The organism is Bosea sp. NBC_00550, assembly GCF_026020075.1.
Classification (GTDB): Bacteria; Pseudomonadota; Alphaproteobacteria; order Rhizobiales; family Beijerinckiaceae; genus Allobosea.
This window is the reverse complement of sequence record NZ_CP102772.1, coordinates 3,513,835-3,529,021: the sequence shown is the minus strand read 5'-3', so window position 1 is coordinate 3,529,021 and position 15,187 is coordinate 3,513,835. Positions and strand designations below refer to the sequence as shown.

Annotated in this window: 13 protein-coding genes; 3 read left to right on the top strand and 10 right to left on the bottom strand. The window is 67.8% G+C overall.

From position 1 onward, the window contains the following. Positions 1 to 5 precede the first annotated feature (5 nt). The gene (locus NWE53_RS16935) at positions 6 to 3,563 is read right to left on the bottom strand and encodes an indolepyruvate ferredoxin oxidoreductase family protein (RefSeq protein WP_265050546.1); all 3,558 of its coding nucleotides are present in this window, start codon (positions 3,561 to 3,563) and stop codon (positions 6 to 8) included. Between the two features lie 312 nt (positions 3,564 to 3,875). Between NWE53_RS16935 and NWE53_RS16930 the strand changes: the two genes are divergently transcribed. Together NWE53_RS16930 and NWE53_RS16925 are read left to right on the top strand one after the other, a co-directional pair. Further along, positions 3,876 to 4,517: a DUF1007 family protein gene (locus tag NWE53_RS16930; protein WP_265050545.1), complete on the top strand. Its 642-nt coding sequence runs from the start codon at positions 3,876 to 3,878 to the stop codon at positions 4,515 to 4,517. Then, positions 4,508 to 5,533 carry a nickel/cobalt transporter gene (locus NWE53_RS16925; RefSeq protein ID WP_265050544.1) on the top strand — a complete coding sequence of 342 codons (1,026 nt, stop codon included), beginning with the start codon at positions 4,508 to 4,510 and terminating at the stop codon, positions 5,531 to 5,533. The genes NWE53_RS16930 and NWE53_RS16925 overlap by 10 nt, the downstream gene beginning before the upstream one ends. 3 nt (positions 5,534 to 5,536) lie before the next feature. Here the strand turns inward: NWE53_RS16925 and NWE53_RS16920 are convergent, their stop codons facing one another. Genes NWE53_RS16920 through NWE53_RS16895 form a run of 6 tightly spaced genes read right to left on the bottom strand, consistent with a single transcriptional unit; the run spans position 5,537 to position 11,026 of the window. After that, positions 5,537 to 6,475, bottom strand: a complete 939-nt coding sequence (locus NWE53_RS16920; protein ID WP_265050543.1) for a DUF6454 family protein — start codon at positions 6,473 to 6,475, stop codon at positions 5,537 to 5,539. A gap of 57 nt (positions 6,476 to 6,532) precedes the next feature. Then, the gene (locus NWE53_RS16915) at positions 6,533 to 6,940 is read right to left on the bottom strand and encodes a nitrile hydratase accessory protein (RefSeq protein WP_265050542.1); all 408 of its coding nucleotides are present in this window, start codon (positions 6,938 to 6,940) and stop codon (positions 6,533 to 6,535) included. Continuing rightward, positions 6,927 to 7,586, bottom strand: coding sequence for a nitrile hydratase subunit beta (gene nthB, locus NWE53_RS16910; RefSeq protein WP_265050541.1), 660 nt, complete (start codon positions 7,584 to 7,586; stop codon positions 6,927 to 6,929). Before nthB ends, NWE53_RS16915 begins: the two co-directional genes overlap by 14 nt. Beyond that, complete coding sequence (gene nthA / locus NWE53_RS16905) at positions 7,583 to 8,221, bottom strand: nitrile hydratase subunit alpha (protein WP_265050540.1); 639 nt, start codon at positions 8,219 to 8,221, stop codon at positions 7,583 to 7,585. The genes nthB and nthA overlap by 4 nt, the downstream gene beginning before the upstream one ends. Positions 8,222 to 8,233: 12 nt before the next feature. Further along, on the bottom strand, positions 8,234 to 9,430 hold the full coding sequence (locus NWE53_RS16900; protein ID WP_265050539.1) for an amidase: 1,197 nt from the start codon (positions 9,428 to 9,430) through the stop codon (positions 8,234 to 8,236). Positions 9,431 to 9,436: 6 nt separating this feature from the next. Further along, positions 9,437 to 11,026, bottom strand: coding sequence for a gamma-glutamyltransferase family protein (locus NWE53_RS16895; RefSeq protein ID WP_265050538.1), 1,590 nt, complete (start codon positions 11,024 to 11,026; stop codon positions 9,437 to 9,439). A 132-nt stretch (positions 11,027 to 11,158) separates the two neighbouring features. Here NWE53_RS16895 and NWE53_RS16890 point away from each other — a divergent pair, with 132 nt between their 5' ends. Then, positions 11,159 to 11,398, top strand: coding sequence for a hypothetical protein (locus NWE53_RS16890; RefSeq protein WP_265050537.1), 240 nt, complete (start codon positions 11,159 to 11,161; stop codon positions 11,396 to 11,398). Between the two features lie 103 nt (positions 11,399 to 11,501). Here the strand turns inward: NWE53_RS16890 and NWE53_RS16885 are convergent, their stop codons facing one another. From NWE53_RS16885 to NWE53_RS16875, 3 genes are all read right to left on the bottom strand, one after another. Next, positions 11,502 to 11,867 carry a DUF1850 domain-containing protein gene (locus tag NWE53_RS16885; protein ID WP_265050536.1) on the bottom strand — a complete coding sequence of 122 codons (366 nt, stop codon included), beginning with the start codon at positions 11,865 to 11,867 and terminating at the stop codon, positions 11,502 to 11,504. Beyond that, positions 11,864 to 14,002: a TRAP transporter permease gene (locus tag NWE53_RS16880; RefSeq protein ID WP_265050535.1), complete on the bottom strand. Its 2,139-nt coding sequence runs from the start codon at positions 14,000 to 14,002 to the stop codon at positions 11,864 to 11,866. Before NWE53_RS16880 ends, NWE53_RS16885 begins: the two co-directional genes overlap by 4 nt. Positions 14,003 to 14,167: 165 nt before the next feature. Beyond that, a complete protein-coding gene (locus NWE53_RS16875) occupies positions 14,168 to 15,136 on the bottom strand; it encodes a TAXI family TRAP transporter solute-binding subunit (protein WP_265050534.1) in 969 nt (322 codons plus the stop codon). Positions 15,137 to 15,187 lie beyond the last annotated feature (51 nt).

Sequence of the window (15,187 nt, the reverse complement as noted above, 5' to 3'; positions counted from 1 at the left end):
GCGCGCTACTCCGCCGCCTGCGGTAGGGCCGTGGCCGGCGGTCCATCGCGCAACTGGGTCAGCAACTCCGCCTGCTCGGCCTTCGCGGCGTTCAGATGCCGCTCCTTGACGTGGCCGAAGCCGCGGATCTTCTCCGGGATCGCGGCGAGCGCGACGCAGAGTGCATGGTTCTCCGGGGAAAGCCGTGTCAGCAGCTCGCTCAGCAGGGTTTCGTAGTCCGTGATCAGGCTGCGCTCCGTGCGGCGCTCCTGCGTGTAGCCGAAGGGGTCCAGGGCGGTGCCGCGCAGGCCCTTGAGCCTTGCCAGAAGCCCGAAGGCGCCCATCATCCACGGGCCGAAGCTGATTTTGCGCGGCAGGCCGGTGTTCGGGTCGCGCCTGCCCAGCAGCGGCGGGGCGAGATGGAACTCGTAGCGCAACGGCTTGCCGTCCGCGCCGTCGGCCTCGAAGGTCGCTGCGACCTGCCTGCGGAAGGTGCCGTCGCTGTAGAGGCGGGCGACTTCGTACTCGTCCTTGTAGGCCATCAGCTTGAAGAGGTAGCGCGCGACCGTTTCGCCGAGCGCGGACTGGCCGGGCGCCATCGCAGCCTCCCGGGTCTGCACGCGGGCGACGAGATGGCGGTAGCGCGCCGCATAGGCGGCGTTCTGATAGGCGGTGAGGTGGGCGACGCGGCGGGCGATGATCTCTTCGAGCGTGTGCGAAAGCTCGCGGGCGGGCGTCGCCGCCCGGTTCGGCGCCAGCAATTCCATCAGCGCGTCCGGATCATGCGCGGCGCGGCGGCCGAGCTCGAAGGCCTGCCGGTTCATGGCGACGGCCTCGCCGTTGAGTTCGATCGCCCTGAGCAACGACTCGCGGGAGAGGGGCACCGTGCCGAGCTGCCAGGCATGGCCGAGCATGAACATGTTGGCGGCGATGGCATTGCCGAGGAAGGCGACTGCAGCTGCCGTGGCATCGAGGAAATGGGTCCGGTCGCGCCCGGCCGCCGAGAGGATGGCGCGTTTCAGCCGCTCGGTCGGCAGCGAGAAATCGGCGTTGCGGGTGAAATCGCCGGGCAGGCTCTCGGCGGTGTTGACGATGACCATGCCGCGCTCCGGCCGGATCGCGCCGAGCACCTTCTTCGAGCCGGTGACGGTGAGGTCGCAGCCTAGGACGAGATCGGCCTGGCCGGCGGCGACACGGATGGCGTGGATGTCGTCGGGCCGGGGGGCGAGCTTGACGTGGCTGAAGACGGCGCCGCCCTTTTGCGCAAGGCCGGCCATGTCGATCATGCCGCAGCCCTTGCCTTCGAGATGCGCGGCCATGCCGAGGATGGCACCTATAGTGACGACGCCGGTGCCGCCGACGCCGGTGACGATCACCGCGAAGCTGCGGTCGAGCGCCGGCACGACGGGTTCCGGCAAATCGTCCTGGCCGAGCATGCCGGCATCGAGCTTGAGCGGATCGGCCTTCTTCGGCCGCGCGCCGTGGACGGTGACGAAGGACGGGCAGAAGCCCTTGAGGCAGGAGAAATCCTTATTGCAGTTCGACTGGTCGATCTGGCGCTTGCGCCCGAACTCAGTCTCGAGCGGCTGCACCGAGACGCAGTTCGACTGCACGCCGCAATCGCCGCAACCCTCGCAGACCAGCTCGTTGATGAGGACGCGCTTGTCGGGATCAGGGTAGGCGCCGCGCTTGCGCCGCCGCCGCTTCTCGGTGGCGCAGGTCTGGTCGTAGAGCAAAAGCGAGACGCCCGACGCTACCGCCAATTCGCGCTGGACGGCGTCGAGTTCGTCGCGGTGGTGCAGCGTCGTGCCGGCAGGCCATTGCGTGCCGGGCGGGTATTTGCCGGGGTCGTCGCTGACGACGGCGATGCGCTGCACGCCCTCGGCCGCAACCTGCCGCGCCATCTGGTCGGGAGAGAGATGGCCTTCGGCCTGCTGGCCGCCGGTCATGGCGACGGCGTCGTTGTAGAGCAGCTTGTAGGTGATGGTGACGCCGCTCGCGACCGCCCAGCGGATCGCGAGCGAGCCGGAATGGGTATAGGTGCCGTCGCCGAGATTCTGGAAGACATGGCTGCGGGTCGAGAACGGGGCTTCGCCGACCCAGTTCGCGCCTTCGCCGCCCATCTGGGTGAAGCCGGCGGTGTCGCGGTCCATCCACTGCACCATGTAGTGGCAGCCGATGCCGGCATAGGCGCGCGAGCCCTCGGGCACGACGGTCGAGGAGTTGTGCGGGCAGCCCGAGCAGAAATAGGGCGTGCGCTTCGCGATCTCCTGCGCCTCGGCGAGGCGGCCCTGCGCCTGGGCGATCTCCTCCAGCCGGGCGCGCAGGCCGGGATCGTCGCGGTATTGCAGGATGCGGCCGCCGAGCGCGATGGCGATGTCGTTCGGGTCGAGTGCGCCATGGACGGGGAAAAGCCAGTCGCCCTTCTCATCCTTCTTGCCGATCACCATCGGCTGGTGCTTGGCGCCGTAAAGCTCTTCGCGGACCTGCACCTCGATCAGCGAGCGCTTCTCCTCGACCACCATGATCAGGTCGAGGCCTTTGGCGAAGGCCTTCAGCTCGGCCGGGTCGATCGGCCAGGGGCAGGCGAGCTTGAACAGGCGGATGCCGAGATCGTTGGCGCGGACCTCGTCGATGCCGAGATCCTCCATGGCCTGGCGCACGTCGAGATAGGATTTCCCGACCGTGGCGATGCCGATGCGCGGCTTCTTCCCGCCATGGGTGACGATGCGGTTCAGCTTGTTGGCGCGCAGATAGGCCAGCATCGCGTCGCGCTTGTAGAGATGGAGCCGGCGCTCCTGCTCGACGAAATCGAGCTCGCGGCGGATGGCGAGGCCGCTCGGCGGCGGGACGAAATCGGTCGGCGCGACGATCGTGACGCGGTCGAGCGAGCCATCGATCGAGGCCGTCGATTCGATGTTGTCCTTGACGCATTTGATGCCGACCCAGACCGAGGCGAAGCGCGAGAGCGCGATGCCGTGCAGGCTGTAGTCGATGATCTCCTGCACCCCGGCCGGGTTGAGGATCGGCATCATCCGGTCGACGAGGACGAATTCGGTCTGGTGGGCGTTGGTCGAGGATTCGGCGGTATGGTCGTCGCCCATCAGGCAGATCACGCCGCCATGGGGAGCGGTGCCGGCCATGTTGCCATGGCGCAGGACGTCGCCGGAGCGGTCGACGCCCGGGCCCTTGCCGTACCAGAGCGCGAAGACGCCGTCATGCTTGCCTTCGCCGCTCAAGCCGGCCTGCTGCGTGCCCCAGATGGCGGTGGCGGCGAGGTCCTCGTTCAGGCCGGGCTGGAAGACGATGTTGGCCGCCTTGAGCGGCTTGGCCGCGCGCATCAACTGCTGGTCGAGGCCGCCGAGCGGGGAGCCGCGATAGCCCGAGACGAAGCCGGCGGTATCGAGCCCGGCGCGCCGGTCCCGCTCGCGCTGCATCAGCAGCATGCGGGCGACCGCTTGGGTGCCGGTGAGGAAGACTTCGCGCTTGTCGAGGTCGTATTTGTCGTCGAGCGCGACTTCGCGCAGTCCGATCTGGCGCAGCGCGCCCGCCTCGGTGCCGGATTTCCGCGGTGTCTCGGCCATGATCGGCCTCCCGGATCGTCGTTCCCGCCGACGGGCCGGTTGTTCCGGCCTCGTGCTCTGCCGTCATCGCGGCAAATATGTCAGCAACGCTGACATATCGGCTGGAGGCGGTCAATCAACTTGGTATCATTCCAGTTTTCGGGGCTGCGTCCAGAGGCTTGCGGGAACGGCCGAAGCGCGTCATGCGGAAGGCGCCGCGATTTGGCCCCGTTTGGCGGGGATGGCTGTTCGCGCGGTCGCACGCCTGTCGTCGTGGCCGTTGACGATCGGTCATGATCCGCCCGGCGTGCCGGAGCTTGGAGGGGTTCGCCCATGATGCGACGCGCCTATCTGACAGCCCTGACCGGGCTCCTGCTGGCCGCCATGGCGGGGCCGGCGGCGGCGCATCCGCATGTCTTCGTCAATGCCAAGGCCGAGATCGTCTTTGCTCCGGACGGCTCTGTTCGGGCGATCCGGCATCACTGGAGCTTCGACGAGGCCTATTCGGCCTATATCACCCAGGGTCTCGACAAGAACGGCGATGGCAAGCTGACCTCGGACGAACTCTCCGAACTCGCCAAGATCAATGTCGAATCGCTGCCGGATGTCGAGTTCTTCACGGCCGCCAAGCTCAACGGCCGGAAACAGGAGTTCGGCGCGCCGGGCGAGCAGGTGATGTCCTATGAAAACAAGATCCTGACGCTGGTCTACACGCTGCCGCTGAAAAGTCCGTCGAAGGCGCGCTCCTTCGGCATCGAGATCGGCGACCCCACCTATTTCGTTGCCTTCACCATCGTGGATGCCCCGGATGCGGTCGTCACCAAGGACGCGCCGCAGGGCTGCGTGGTGCGCGTCAACCGGCCGCCCAAGCTCGACGATGCCACCCAGAAGCGCCTCGCCGAGGCCGATATCACCGCGACGCCGGATGTCAGCGGGCTTGAGGTGACGACGCGGGCGCTGGTTGCATGTCCCTGACGCCGGCCGAAACCGCTCGCCCTGCCGGCGCTCTGCTGCCGCGCAGGCTGATCGCCTGCGTGCTGGCGCTGCTGCTGGTCGCCGGTGTGCTGACCGCCTTGGCGATGGCGATAGCGGCGGTGAGCCCGCCGCCTCCACCTCCGCCGCGCAATCCTTTCGGCACGGCCCTGCCGCGCGAGGCACTGCCCTCGACGACCGGCTTCGGCGCTTTGCTCATCGCCTGGCAATCGAGCTTCTATCGCGAGCTGACGGCGACGCTGAAGGCGATCGCGACGGCGCCGGGGGCGTTATGGGGGCTGCTCGGGCTCTCCTTCGGTTACGGCGTCTTCCACGCGGCCGGGCCGGGTCACGGCAAGGCGGTGATCTCCGGCTATATCGTCGCCGACAATCGCAGCCTGAAGCGGGGGCTCGGCCTGAGCTTCGCCGCGGCGCTGCTGCAGGCTGTCGTCGCGATCGCGATCGTGGCCGTGGCGACGCTTCTGCTGAGGATCACGGCCATGCAGATGAACGCGGCGACGAGCATGATCGAGCAGGGCAGCTTCCTGCTGGTTGCGCTGGTCGGGTTCCTGATGCTCTGGCGGAAGGCGGGAGCCTTGGTCGGGCTCGAAGCCGGTGCGTCCGCGCATGATCCGGCGGCCTGCGACCACGTCCATATGCCGGACGCCGATGCGGTCGCGCGGCTCGCGGGCTGGCGCGACATGGCCGGCGTCGTGCTGGCGGCGGGTTCGCGCCCTTGCGCGGGGGCGCTGATCATCCTCGTCTTCGCAGCCTCGCAGGGGTTGTTCTGGGCTGGTGTCGCCGCGACTTTCGCAATGGCGCTGGGCACGGCGATCACCACAGGGGCGCTTGCCGCCTTCGCCGTCTTCTTCAAGTTCGCGGCGCTGAAATTCGCCGGCGGCGGCAGCCTGCGCTCGGCGCGATTGATTGCCGGACTCGAACTCCTCGCCGCCGCCTTCGTCGCCGTGCTGGGCACGGCGCTCTTCACCGGCCTGTGGGTCGGCGGGATGGGAGGCTGAGCGCTACGGCGCCGCCTCGTAAACGAAGAGCGTCGACTTGTCGTCATCCGGCATGAAGTAGGCGCGCACGCCCTGACCGGCGGGCTCGACCCAGAACGGATTCTGCGTCATCGGCAACCCGGATGGCGACCAGAGCTCGATCGGGAGCTGGTAGACCGGTCGGTTGTCGCGCAAATCGACGATCTCGAACCCGCCAAGCCGGAAGACCGGGGCATCCGGTGCTGTCCGGTAGGTGTTGAGGCCGGCGCAGAGCATCCTGCTGCGACCGAGGAAGTGGCAATCCTGATAGTCGATATAGAGCGCGGGGTTGGGCACGCGCAGCTGCTCCGGCGGCGTTCCGGCATTGGTCACCTTGTCCTCGGTGTCGAGCGGCCATTTGTAGAAGCGACGCGAGCCCCAGCTGACGCCGTGCAGCGATTTGTCGTCGGTGTTGTGGACGATGCCGCCGATATGGTCCTTGAAGCGGAACACCTCGGTGGCCTTCATCGTCGCCGGGTCGACCTTGTAGATGATCGACTGGCTATTGGGCCGGTACTCGGCGACGGGCACCCAGATATGCTGGCCGTCGAAGTCGATTCCGCCGGGGTGGTAGATCGAGCCCTCGCCAAGCGTGAGATCGGCCAGAAGGCGGCCTTCGGCATCGACCTTGAAGAGATGGCCCACGCCTTCGCCGGTGTCGCGGTCATAGCCGCCCTGCGGAGTCGGGAAGCGCGTCGTCGGCTTGCGGATGTCGACGGAGGAGACGAAGAAGGCGTCGCCGATCTTGACCATGCCCTGCGGGTGGAAGGTCGGGAACTGCAGGGTTATCGCCGCCTTCTGCTGCCATGGCGTCGCGCGAGTCAGCTTCGGGATCGCGTCGTTGAGTGCGGGATCGGCGGCCAGAGCGGAGCCCCAGGACATGAGGGCGGCGGCGAGCAGCCCGGCGGCAAGGCGCGTCTTCATCGGGGTTCTCCCAGGTTGTGACGACGCCCTGTCGGCGTTCTCTCCGATTATAACGCTTTACCTGATCGATGGCGCTTCCGTCTGACGCTGCGGATCATTTTCCAGCAGGATCGGCTTGCCGTGCGGCGTCGCCTCGGCGGCGCGGGCCCAGGAGGCAGCGAGCGCATCGACGCCGTCATGCGAGGCGAGGCCCTTCTCGATCAGCAGATGCTCCAGCGCCTCGCACCAGCGCTCGTAATAATCCGAGCCGTCACGGCAGCCGCCGGCAGCGAGCGCCTCGCGGATTTCGGCACCGAGAGCCTGCGCCCATTCATCGGCGGTGAAGACGCCCCTGTTCTGGAGCGCGACGACAAGAGCGAAGGCCTGGGCCTGCCAGGGCTCGGCGAAGATCGGACCCTCGGCATCGCGCGGGATCGGCGTATCGGCGGCCAATGCCTGCGCCAGATCGGTCTCAGGCCGGCTCAAGATAGCTCTCCCAGGCCTCGATGCTGACGGTGGAGGTGGGATCGGCGTCGCGGCCCCAGAGTGCGCGGCCGTCGAAGACGACGGTGTAGAGCCACTGCGCCGTCTCGGGTTGCCCTTGGGCGCCCGTATCCGGGAAGACATGGCAGCCGGTGACGCGCTCGATCAGGCCTTCCTTGCCGCGGGCATAGCGCGGCAGGCGGGTGTGGTGCTGCGGGTGCATCACGATGGTGCGGACCTTGTCGCCGACGGCGAAACGCGCAGGTGCCTTGGGTTCGCGCTCATAGGGGAAGCCGCGGCGGAGCACGCCAGCGACCTCCTCGCCCTTGAGCACGCGCTTCGGCTCGCGGCGCTCTGGCGCAGGCTTGCCGGAGGCGAGCTCTTTGGCTGTGAGGAAGCCGTGCTTGACCAGCACCTTGTCGAGCGCGGCGAGCCAGATCTCGTAATAGGTCGAGGAGAGATACTGCGCCGGCGGCAGGCTCTCGCGGGCGTGGCGGATCTCGTCGATCGACCAGGCGCCCATGGCGCCGGCCGCGACGTTGATCGCAAGGACGCGCTTTTCCCAGTCGCCGTGGAAGACCGGCTCGTTCGGCTCCGGCACGACAGGGCCGAAGGCCATCTGGCCGCCGAGGTCATGGGCGCTGTTCATGCTGTGCCCTCCGCCGCATCCTCCAAGTGGGGCAGGCCGGTCCCGATCATCGAATCGCGGCTGACGATGCTCGCCAGCTTTTCCTCGCTCCAGCCCTCGGTGCCGGCCGGGCGCAGGGGGATGACGATGAAGCGGGTTTCGGCGGTCGAATCCCAGACGCGGATGCGCTGGTTCTCCGGCAACGTCACGCCGAAATCGGCGATGGTGCCGCGCGGGTCGATCACCGCCTTGGCGCGATAGGGCGGGGATTTGTACCAGACCGGCGGCAGCCCCAGCACCGGCCAAGGATAGCAGGAGCACAGCGTGCAGACGATGAGGTTGTGCTGCTCGGGGGTGTTGAAGCAGGCGACGATGTGCTCGCCGCCGCGCCCGCCATAGCCGAGTTCGGCGGCCGCCGCCGTGCCATCAGCCTTGAGGCGATCGGCATAGGCCGGGTCCGTCCAGGCCCTGGCGACGATGCGGGCCCCGTCGCGCGGGCCGACCTTGGTCTCGTAGGTCTCGATGATGGCGTCGAGCGCGGCGGGATCGACATAGCCCTTCTCGACCATCAGCGTCTCCAACGCCTTCACCCGCGCCTCGATGGCGGTGAAGTGGTTGTCGTGGCTGTGGTCGTGATCATGGTGGTGTCCGCTCATGGCGACCTCCTCTCAGGCGATCCGGATGCGGGCGGCTTGCTCGTAGCGCACGGCGAAGGCGACGAGCGACCGGTCGGAGCCCTTCGGGCCTATCAGCGACAGGCCGAGCGGGGCACCCTCGCGCTGCGCCACGGGGATGGTGACCTGCGGAAAGCCTGAAAGGCCGGAGAGACAGAGCAGCCGCAGCGCCCGGTTGCGGAAATCCTCAAGCTCCGACTCCTTCGCACCGATCAGCGGCGCGACGTCCGGCATGGTCGGCAGGATCAGCACGCCGTCCTGCGCCAGCAGCCGCGAGAGCTTGGCGCGGAAGGTCTTGCGAGTGGCCTCGCCCCTGGCATATTCGGCGTCGGTCACCGCCTTCGAGAAGGCGAAGCGCTCCTTCACGCCCGGCCCGAGCGGCGGGGCGAAGCGCTCGATCATGGCGCCGTCGGCGATCCAGGCCTCGCGGCCCTGGATCCAGCGGAAGGCCCAGTAGAGCGGGTCGAGGTCGCGGACGAGCTTGACGCCCTCGGGCTGGCCGAGCGTGGGAATCGCCCGCTGCACGACGTTGCGCAGGATCGTCTCGGCTTCAGGCACGGCCTGGGCGAACATGTCGTCGGCGAGCAGCAGGCGCGGGGTTTCCGGCAGTTCGGTCCGGTCCAGACCAAGCAGCACATTGGCGACGCGGGCGAAAACGTCACCGTCACGGGCGAACCAGCCGGGCGTGTCGAGGCTTTCGGCCAGTGGCCAGCTTCGCTTCAGCGAGAGCCGGCCATGAGTGGGGCGGATGCCGAAGAGGCCGCCATAGCTCGCCGGCGCACGCACCGAGCCGCCGGTGTCCGAGCCCAGCCCGATATCGGCGAGGCGCCCCGCCACGGCCGCCATCGAGCCGCAGGAGGAGCCGCCGGTGATACGCTCGGGCGCGGCGGGATTGATGGGCGAGCCGAAATGCGCGTTCTGGCCGTTGAGCGAGAAGGCGAGCTCGTCCGTATGGGTTTTGCCGACGAAGCGGGCGCCGGCCTGGAGCAGGTCCTTCACGATCGGCGCGGTCTTCGTCTTGATGCCGGACTGCGCGAGCACGAGCGGCGAGCCGGCCCCGGTCGGATAGCCCTTGACGTCGAAGAGATCCTTCACCGCCAGAGTCAGCCCGGCGAGGGGCCCGGCGACGGCATGCTTCACCGGCGCGTCGGGATAAGGGACGAAACAGCGGAACGGATCGTCGAAAGTCATCTGGCGTCAGATCCCCCTGGAATCGCCGTCGGAGCGCGGATCATGCACCGCCTCGACATGGCCCTTGGCGTGCTTCACCAGCATGCCGGCATGGCCGAAGCCTTCTGAATAGGCCTGGCCGGTCTCGGTGATCGGATGGCCGGCGGCGTCGAGCCGCTCCAGCAGCGACGATTCGAAGCGGCTCTCGAATTTGAGGCTGGTCGAGCTGGCGCCCCAGGTCTTGCCGAAGAGCCAGCGCGGCGCGTCCACGGCCGTGGCGAGGTTCTGGCCGGCGCGGTAGCGCGACAGGATCTGCGCCTGGAACTGCGGCTGGCCGTCGCCGCCCATCGAGCCATAGGGCAGGATGCGGCCGTCGGCGAAACCGGCAAGGGCGGGGTTCAACGTGTGGAAGGGCTTGCGGCCGGGCGCCAGCGGATTGGCCGCCTTCTTGTCCAGCGAGAAGGAGACGCCGCGGTTCTGCCAATGGATGCCGGTGCGCGGCAGGACGCAGCCGGAGCCGTACTCCCAATAGATCGACTGGATGTAGGAGACGGCGAGGCCGTTGGCGTCGATGGCGCCCATCCAGACCGTGTCGCCGTCGCCGTTGCGCAGCGGCAGTTTCGCCGCCCGCTTCCTGTCGATGGCGGCCGCCTCGCGCGCCAGAGCGGCGTCGCTCAGGAAATCGGCTGGGGGATGATCGAGCTGGGTCGGGTCGGTGACGTAGCGGTCGCGGATGGCGAAGGCGCGCTTCGTCGCCTCGATCAGCCCGTGATGATGCTCGAAGCTGTCGAGCTTCACCGGGCCGAGCCGCTCGAAGATGCCGAGGATGAGCAGGGAGGCCAGTCCCTGCGTCGGCGGCGGCAGGTTGTAGACCATGAGGCCGGGCAGCTTCAGTGCCAGTGGCGCGACGCTCCGGGCGCGGTAGCGATCGAGATCGGCGCGGGCGATCGGTGCACCCATGCGCTCGAGATCGGCGGCGATCTCATGGCCGACATCGCCGCGGTAGAAATCGTCGAGGCCGGCATCGGCGAGCTGCTGCAGCGTCGCGGCCAAGGTCTCCGGCTTGCGGCGAGCGCCGGGCTTCGGCGGCGCGCCATCGATCCAGAAGGCGGGCAAGAAGCCGGGCGCGGCCTTCAGCGCGTCCAGCTCGTTGGGCTGGTTGCCGAGCTCGGAGCCGGAGATCTCATAGCCCTCGCGGCCATGGCCGATGGCATCGAGGAGCAGGTCGCGCAGGGGCAGGCGCCCGCCCAGCGAACGGGAAAGGTCGAGCGCGAGCTGCCAGCCGCCGATGGCTCCGGCGACCGTGAGAGCCGCTTCCGGCCCCCGCGAGGGAATGACGTCGTAGTCACGGCGGCGATAATGCTCGATGGTGGCGAGGGAGCCCGCCGGGCCGCAGGCTTCGATGCCGTGCATCCGCCCGCCGGGTTCGTGCACCAGCCAGAAACCGTCGCCGCCGATGCCGTTCATATGGGGGTAGACCACGGCGATCGTGGCGGCCATCGCGACCATGGCCTCGATGGCGTTGCCGCCTTCGGCCAAAATGGCGCGCCCGGCCTCCGAGGCGAGGCGGTGAGGCGCGGCGACCGCGGCCGAAGCGAAGACTGGCGTTTCGCGCATCAGGGCTTTTCAATCTCCGAAGCCATGCCCATCTGGTCGGCTGGCGCGATTTTGTTGCATGGCGCGGCAAGCTCCGCTAGGTGCGTGCAGCGCATGACCGCTTGAGGTGCTCGCGCTCGAAGGAAGGACAGCATGGCCGGACGGCACACGAACTGGCGCAACCTGGTCATGGTGACCTCGTTCGGGATCCTGATCGCCGTCGAATTGTTCGGCGTGGCCCTGGCGGCCGGCTGGGCGCTGGCAGGCCTTTTCGATCTCGGCACCATCTTCGAATACATCATGATGGCGATCTTCTCGGTCTTCGCGGCCTATGGGATGCTCAACCTGATGCGCCGCATGCTCAAGATCGAGCATCTGACGGACGTCGACTGAGCTTGCGTCATGCTCGGGCTTGACCCGAGCATCTCGGAAACCAGCTTCTTCTCGTCCTGAGATTCTCGGGTCTGCGCTTCGCTTCGCCCGAGAATGACGGCCTCTACTCGCAGAGCTTCAGCGTGACCGGGTCAGCGTCCGCCGGCAGGTAGTCGCCCATCGGGCGGCACTGGCCGGCGATGCAGATGCGCCAGTCGGCCGTGGCGCCTGAGCGGCGCATCACCACCTCCTTGAGCGGCGGCAACGCCGGATGCCAGCGCCAGAAACCGTCGATCAGGCGGGCGCCCTCCGGCGGGTCCATGCCGGCGCCCGAGCCTTCGATGCGCGCTTCCGCGAGTTCGAGACCGGCCGGTGTCTCGCGCCAGACCTCTTCCCACAGCGTCTTCTGCACCGAATGGCGCCAGCCGAGCGTGATCTCGCCATGGCCGAGCACGACCACGAGCGCGCCGGCCGCGAGGCACAGGCTCATGCGGCGGCGGTCTCGGCCTTGCGCGCCGCGAACCAGTGCCGCAGCACGATGGCAGCTCCCAGCGCGTAGCCGAGCGGGTCGCTATAGCTGAACTCGCCGAACAGCAGCACCGCTGCGCCGAAGGACAGCACCCGCTCGATCAGGCTCAGCCGCCCGAACAGGTAGCCGATCGCGACCATGCCGAAGAGGCCGATGGCGACCGTCGCCTTGAAGGTGGCGTAGACGACCGCAGGCCAGAAACCGATCACGGCCGCCATCGGGTCGCCGTTCTGCAGCATCAGCGCCGGCGAATAGACGGCGATGAAGGGGATGACGTAGCCCGCGAGCGCGACGCGCATCGCCTCCCAGCCGATCTTGTCGGGGTTCTCCTTGGCGATCGGCGCGGCGGCCAGCGCTGCCAGCGCCACTGGCGGCGAGAGATCGGCCATGATGCCGTAGTAGAAGGCGAACATGTGGCTGACGATCAGCGGCACGCCGAGCTTTTCCAGCGCGGGAGCCGCGAGCGCCGCGACGATGATGTAGGTCGGGATCGTCGGGATGCCGGTGCCGAGCAGGATCGACAGGATCATGGTCAGGATAAGCGCCAGGAACAGGCTGTGCTGGCCGAGCCCGATGATCCAGGCGCCGAAGGTGGTGCCGATGCCGGTCTGCGTCATCAGGCCGATGATGGTGCCGACGATGGCGCAGGCTATGCCGACCGGCAAAGCGGTCTTGGCACTGTCGGCGAGCGCATCGCGGCTGATCGCCAGCGTCGCGCGTCCGCCGAGGGTGAAGGCGTTCAGCAGGATCAGCACCGCGATCAGCCCGGCGACGATGCGGATGTCCATGCCGTCGCGGAAGAGCGCGGCGGCGATCAGTCCGAGTCCGACCCAGAAGATGATGCGCAGCGTCTGCGTGGTGAAGCCGGCGGTGATGCCGGCGCCGAGGAGCAGGCCGACCGTCAGCGCCAGGCCCATCGTGCCGGCGAAGAGCGGCGTGAAGCCGTGGAACAGCATGAAGATCAGCACGGCGAGCGGCAGGGCGAGATACCAGCGCTCGCGCAGGGCCTTGAGCGGGCTCGGCAGCAGCGCGCGCTCGATGCCCCTGAGGCCATACTTGCCGGCCTCGAGATGCACCATCCAGAAGGCCGAGGCGAAATAGAGCACGGCAGGGATCGCCGCCGCCTTGACGATCTCGGCATAGGGGACGCCCAGCGTCTCGGCCATGATGAAGGCGACGGCGCCCATCACCGGCGGCATGATCTGCCCGCCCATCGAGGCGGTGGCCTCCACGCCGGCGGCGAAGGCGCGCCGGTAGCCGAACTTGATCATCAGCGGAATGGTGAACTGGCCGACGGTGACGACATTGGCGACGCCGGAGCCGGAGATCATGCCCATCAGGCCCGACGAGAACACCGCCACCTTGGCGGGACCGCCGCGCGTGCCGCCGAAGATGCCGAGCGAGACATCGTTGAAGAGATGGATCATGCCGGCCTTCTCGAGGAAGGAGCCGAAGACGATGAAGAGGAAGATATAGGTCGCGGAGACGTAGATCGGCGTGCCGTAGAAGCCCTCGGTGCCGAAGGAGAGGTGGCCGATGATCTGGTCAAAGCCATAGCCGCGATGGTTGAACGGCGCCGGCAGATACTGGCCGAAGAACCAGTAGAGCAGGCAGACGCCGCACATGATCGGCAGGGCGTTGCCCATCAGCCGGCGCGCCGCCTCGAAGATCAGGATGATCAGCAGCGTGCCGACGACGAGGTCCAGCGTCGAGGGATCGCCGTCGCGCAGGATCAGGTCGGCGTAGAAGATCCACTGATAGAGGCCGACGCCGAAGCCGACGATGCCGAGCGCCCAGCCGAGCAGCCGGCCGGGCGTGTCCTTCGCCCGGAAATTGGCGACGAGGCCGAAGGAGAGCAGCAGCAGGAAGCCGACATGGACGCCGCGCGCCGCCTGGCTCGGCAGGAAATTCCAGGCCGAGATCGCGATCTGGAAGGCGGCGAAGGCGAGGGCGAGGCCGTAGGCCACCAGCCCCCAGCCGCCCGGCCCGAAGCCGGGCGGGAAGCCATGCTCGAAATTGTCGAGATCGGGATGCTCGATCGGGACTGGGGTGGCGCCGGAGAGGGCTTCCAACTGGTCGGTATCGGCGGTGGCCATGTTCGAAGTCCTGGCGGTGTCATTGTGTCATCCCGCACGCGCTGCGGCACGTCAGTGCCGCGGCGCAGATGCGGGATCGTCTTTGAGACGAGGTGCCTTCCGGTCACACGGTCCCGTGTCCGCGCCGCAGCGTTGCACGCTGCAGCGCGCACGGGATGGCGCGTCTTACGAACCGACCTTCAGGCCCTTTTCCTTGAGATAGCGGGCTGCGCCGGGGTGGAGCGGGATCGGCATGCCGTCGAGTGCCTTCTCCAGCTTGATGTCCTTGCCGGCCGAGTGCGAGGCGGCGAGATCGCCCAGATTCTCGAAGACGTTCTTCGTCAGCTGGTAGACCAGCTCTTCCTTCACGCCCTCATGGGTGACGAGGTAGTTGACCACGGCGGCCGTGTTCACGTCGCTGGTCTGGCCGGTATAGGTGTTGGCCGGGATCGGGGCGCTGATGAAGGGCGGGCCGGCCTTGTCGATGACCGCCTTCGGCACCTCGACGACGTTGATCTCGACCGAGGTCGCGAGGTCGCGCAGCGAGGCGACGCCGAGGCCGGCTGATTGCAGCGTGGCGTCGAGCTGGCGGTTCTTCATCAGCTCCACCGATTCGGCGAAGGGCAGATATTCGATCTTGCCGAGATCCTTGTAGGTGATGCCGGCGGCGGCGAGGATGGCGCGGGCATTGAGCTCGGTGCCGGATTTCGGCGCCCCGACCGAGAGGCGCTTGCCCTTGAGATCGGCCAGCGTCTTGATGCCGCTCTCCTTCGAGGCGACGATCTGGACGAAATTCGGATAGATCGCGGTGATGCCGCGCAGCTTCTTCAGCGGCGTCTTGAAGCCGGCTTCCTCATCGCCCTTCCAGGCGGCGTCGAGCGAATCGCCCAGAGTGAAGGCGATCTCGCCACGGCCCTGCTGGAGCAGCACGAGGTTCTCGACCGAGGCCTTGGTCGCCTGGACGGTCGGCCGCACGTTCTGGATCTTCTCGCCGTAGATCTTCGAGAGCGCGACGCCCATCGGATAATAGACGCCCGAGGTGCCGCCGGTCAGGATGTTGATGAATTCCTGGGCGCTCGCGGCGACCGGGGCGGCAGCGAGCGCGACAGCGGCAGCAAGGCCGGCGAGGTGCCGGCCGCGAAACAGCATTCTCATGATGACTCCCTAGATGCGTTCCGGCTCATGCGGCCGGTTGTCGCATTTTTA

Excerpts from the sequence above, each read along its gene's own strand:
- NWE53_RS16935 (WP_265050546.1), bottom strand. The coding sequence starts at position 3,563 with ATGGCCGAGACACCGCGGAAATCCGGCACCGAGGCGGGCGCGCTGCGC.
- NWE53_RS16930 (WP_265050545.1), top strand. The coding sequence starts at position 3,876 with ATGATGCGACGCGCCTATCTGACAGCCCTGACCGGGCTCCTGCTGGCC.
- NWE53_RS16925 (WP_265050544.1), top strand. The coding sequence starts at position 4,508 with ATGTCCCTGACGCCGGCCGAAACCGCTCGCCCTGCCGGCGCTCTGCTG.
- NWE53_RS16920 (WP_265050543.1), bottom strand. The coding sequence starts at position 6,475 with ATGAAGACGCGCCTTGCCGCCGGGCTGCTCGCCGCCGCCCTCATGTCC.
- nthB (WP_265050541.1), bottom strand. The coding sequence starts at position 7,586 with ATGAACAGCGCCCATGACCTCGGCGGCCAGATGGCCTTCGGCCCTGTC.
- nthA (WP_265050540.1), bottom strand. The coding sequence starts at position 8,221 with ATGAGCGGACACCACCATGATCACGACCACAGCCACGACAACCACTTC.
- NWE53_RS16900 (WP_265050539.1), bottom strand. The coding sequence starts at position 9,430 with ATGACTTTCGACGATCCGTTCCGCTGTTTCGTCCCTTATCCCGACGCG.
- NWE53_RS16895 (WP_265050538.1), bottom strand. The coding sequence starts at position 11,026 with ATGCGCGAAACGCCAGTCTTCGCTTCGGCCGCGGTCGCCGCGCCTCAC.
- NWE53_RS16890 (WP_265050537.1), top strand. The coding sequence starts at position 11,159 with ATGGCCGGACGGCACACGAACTGGCGCAACCTGGTCATGGTGACCTCG.
- NWE53_RS16885 (WP_265050536.1), bottom strand. The coding sequence starts at position 11,867 with ATGAGCCTGTGCCTCGCGGCCGGCGCGCTCGTGGTCGTGCTCGGCCAT.
- NWE53_RS16880 (WP_265050535.1), bottom strand. The coding sequence starts at position 14,002 with ATGGCCACCGCCGATACCGACCAGTTGGAAGCCCTCTCCGGCGCCACC.
- NWE53_RS16875 (WP_265050534.1), bottom strand. The coding sequence starts at position 15,136 with ATGAGAATGCTGTTTCGCGGCCGGCACCTCGCCGGCCTTGCTGCCGCT.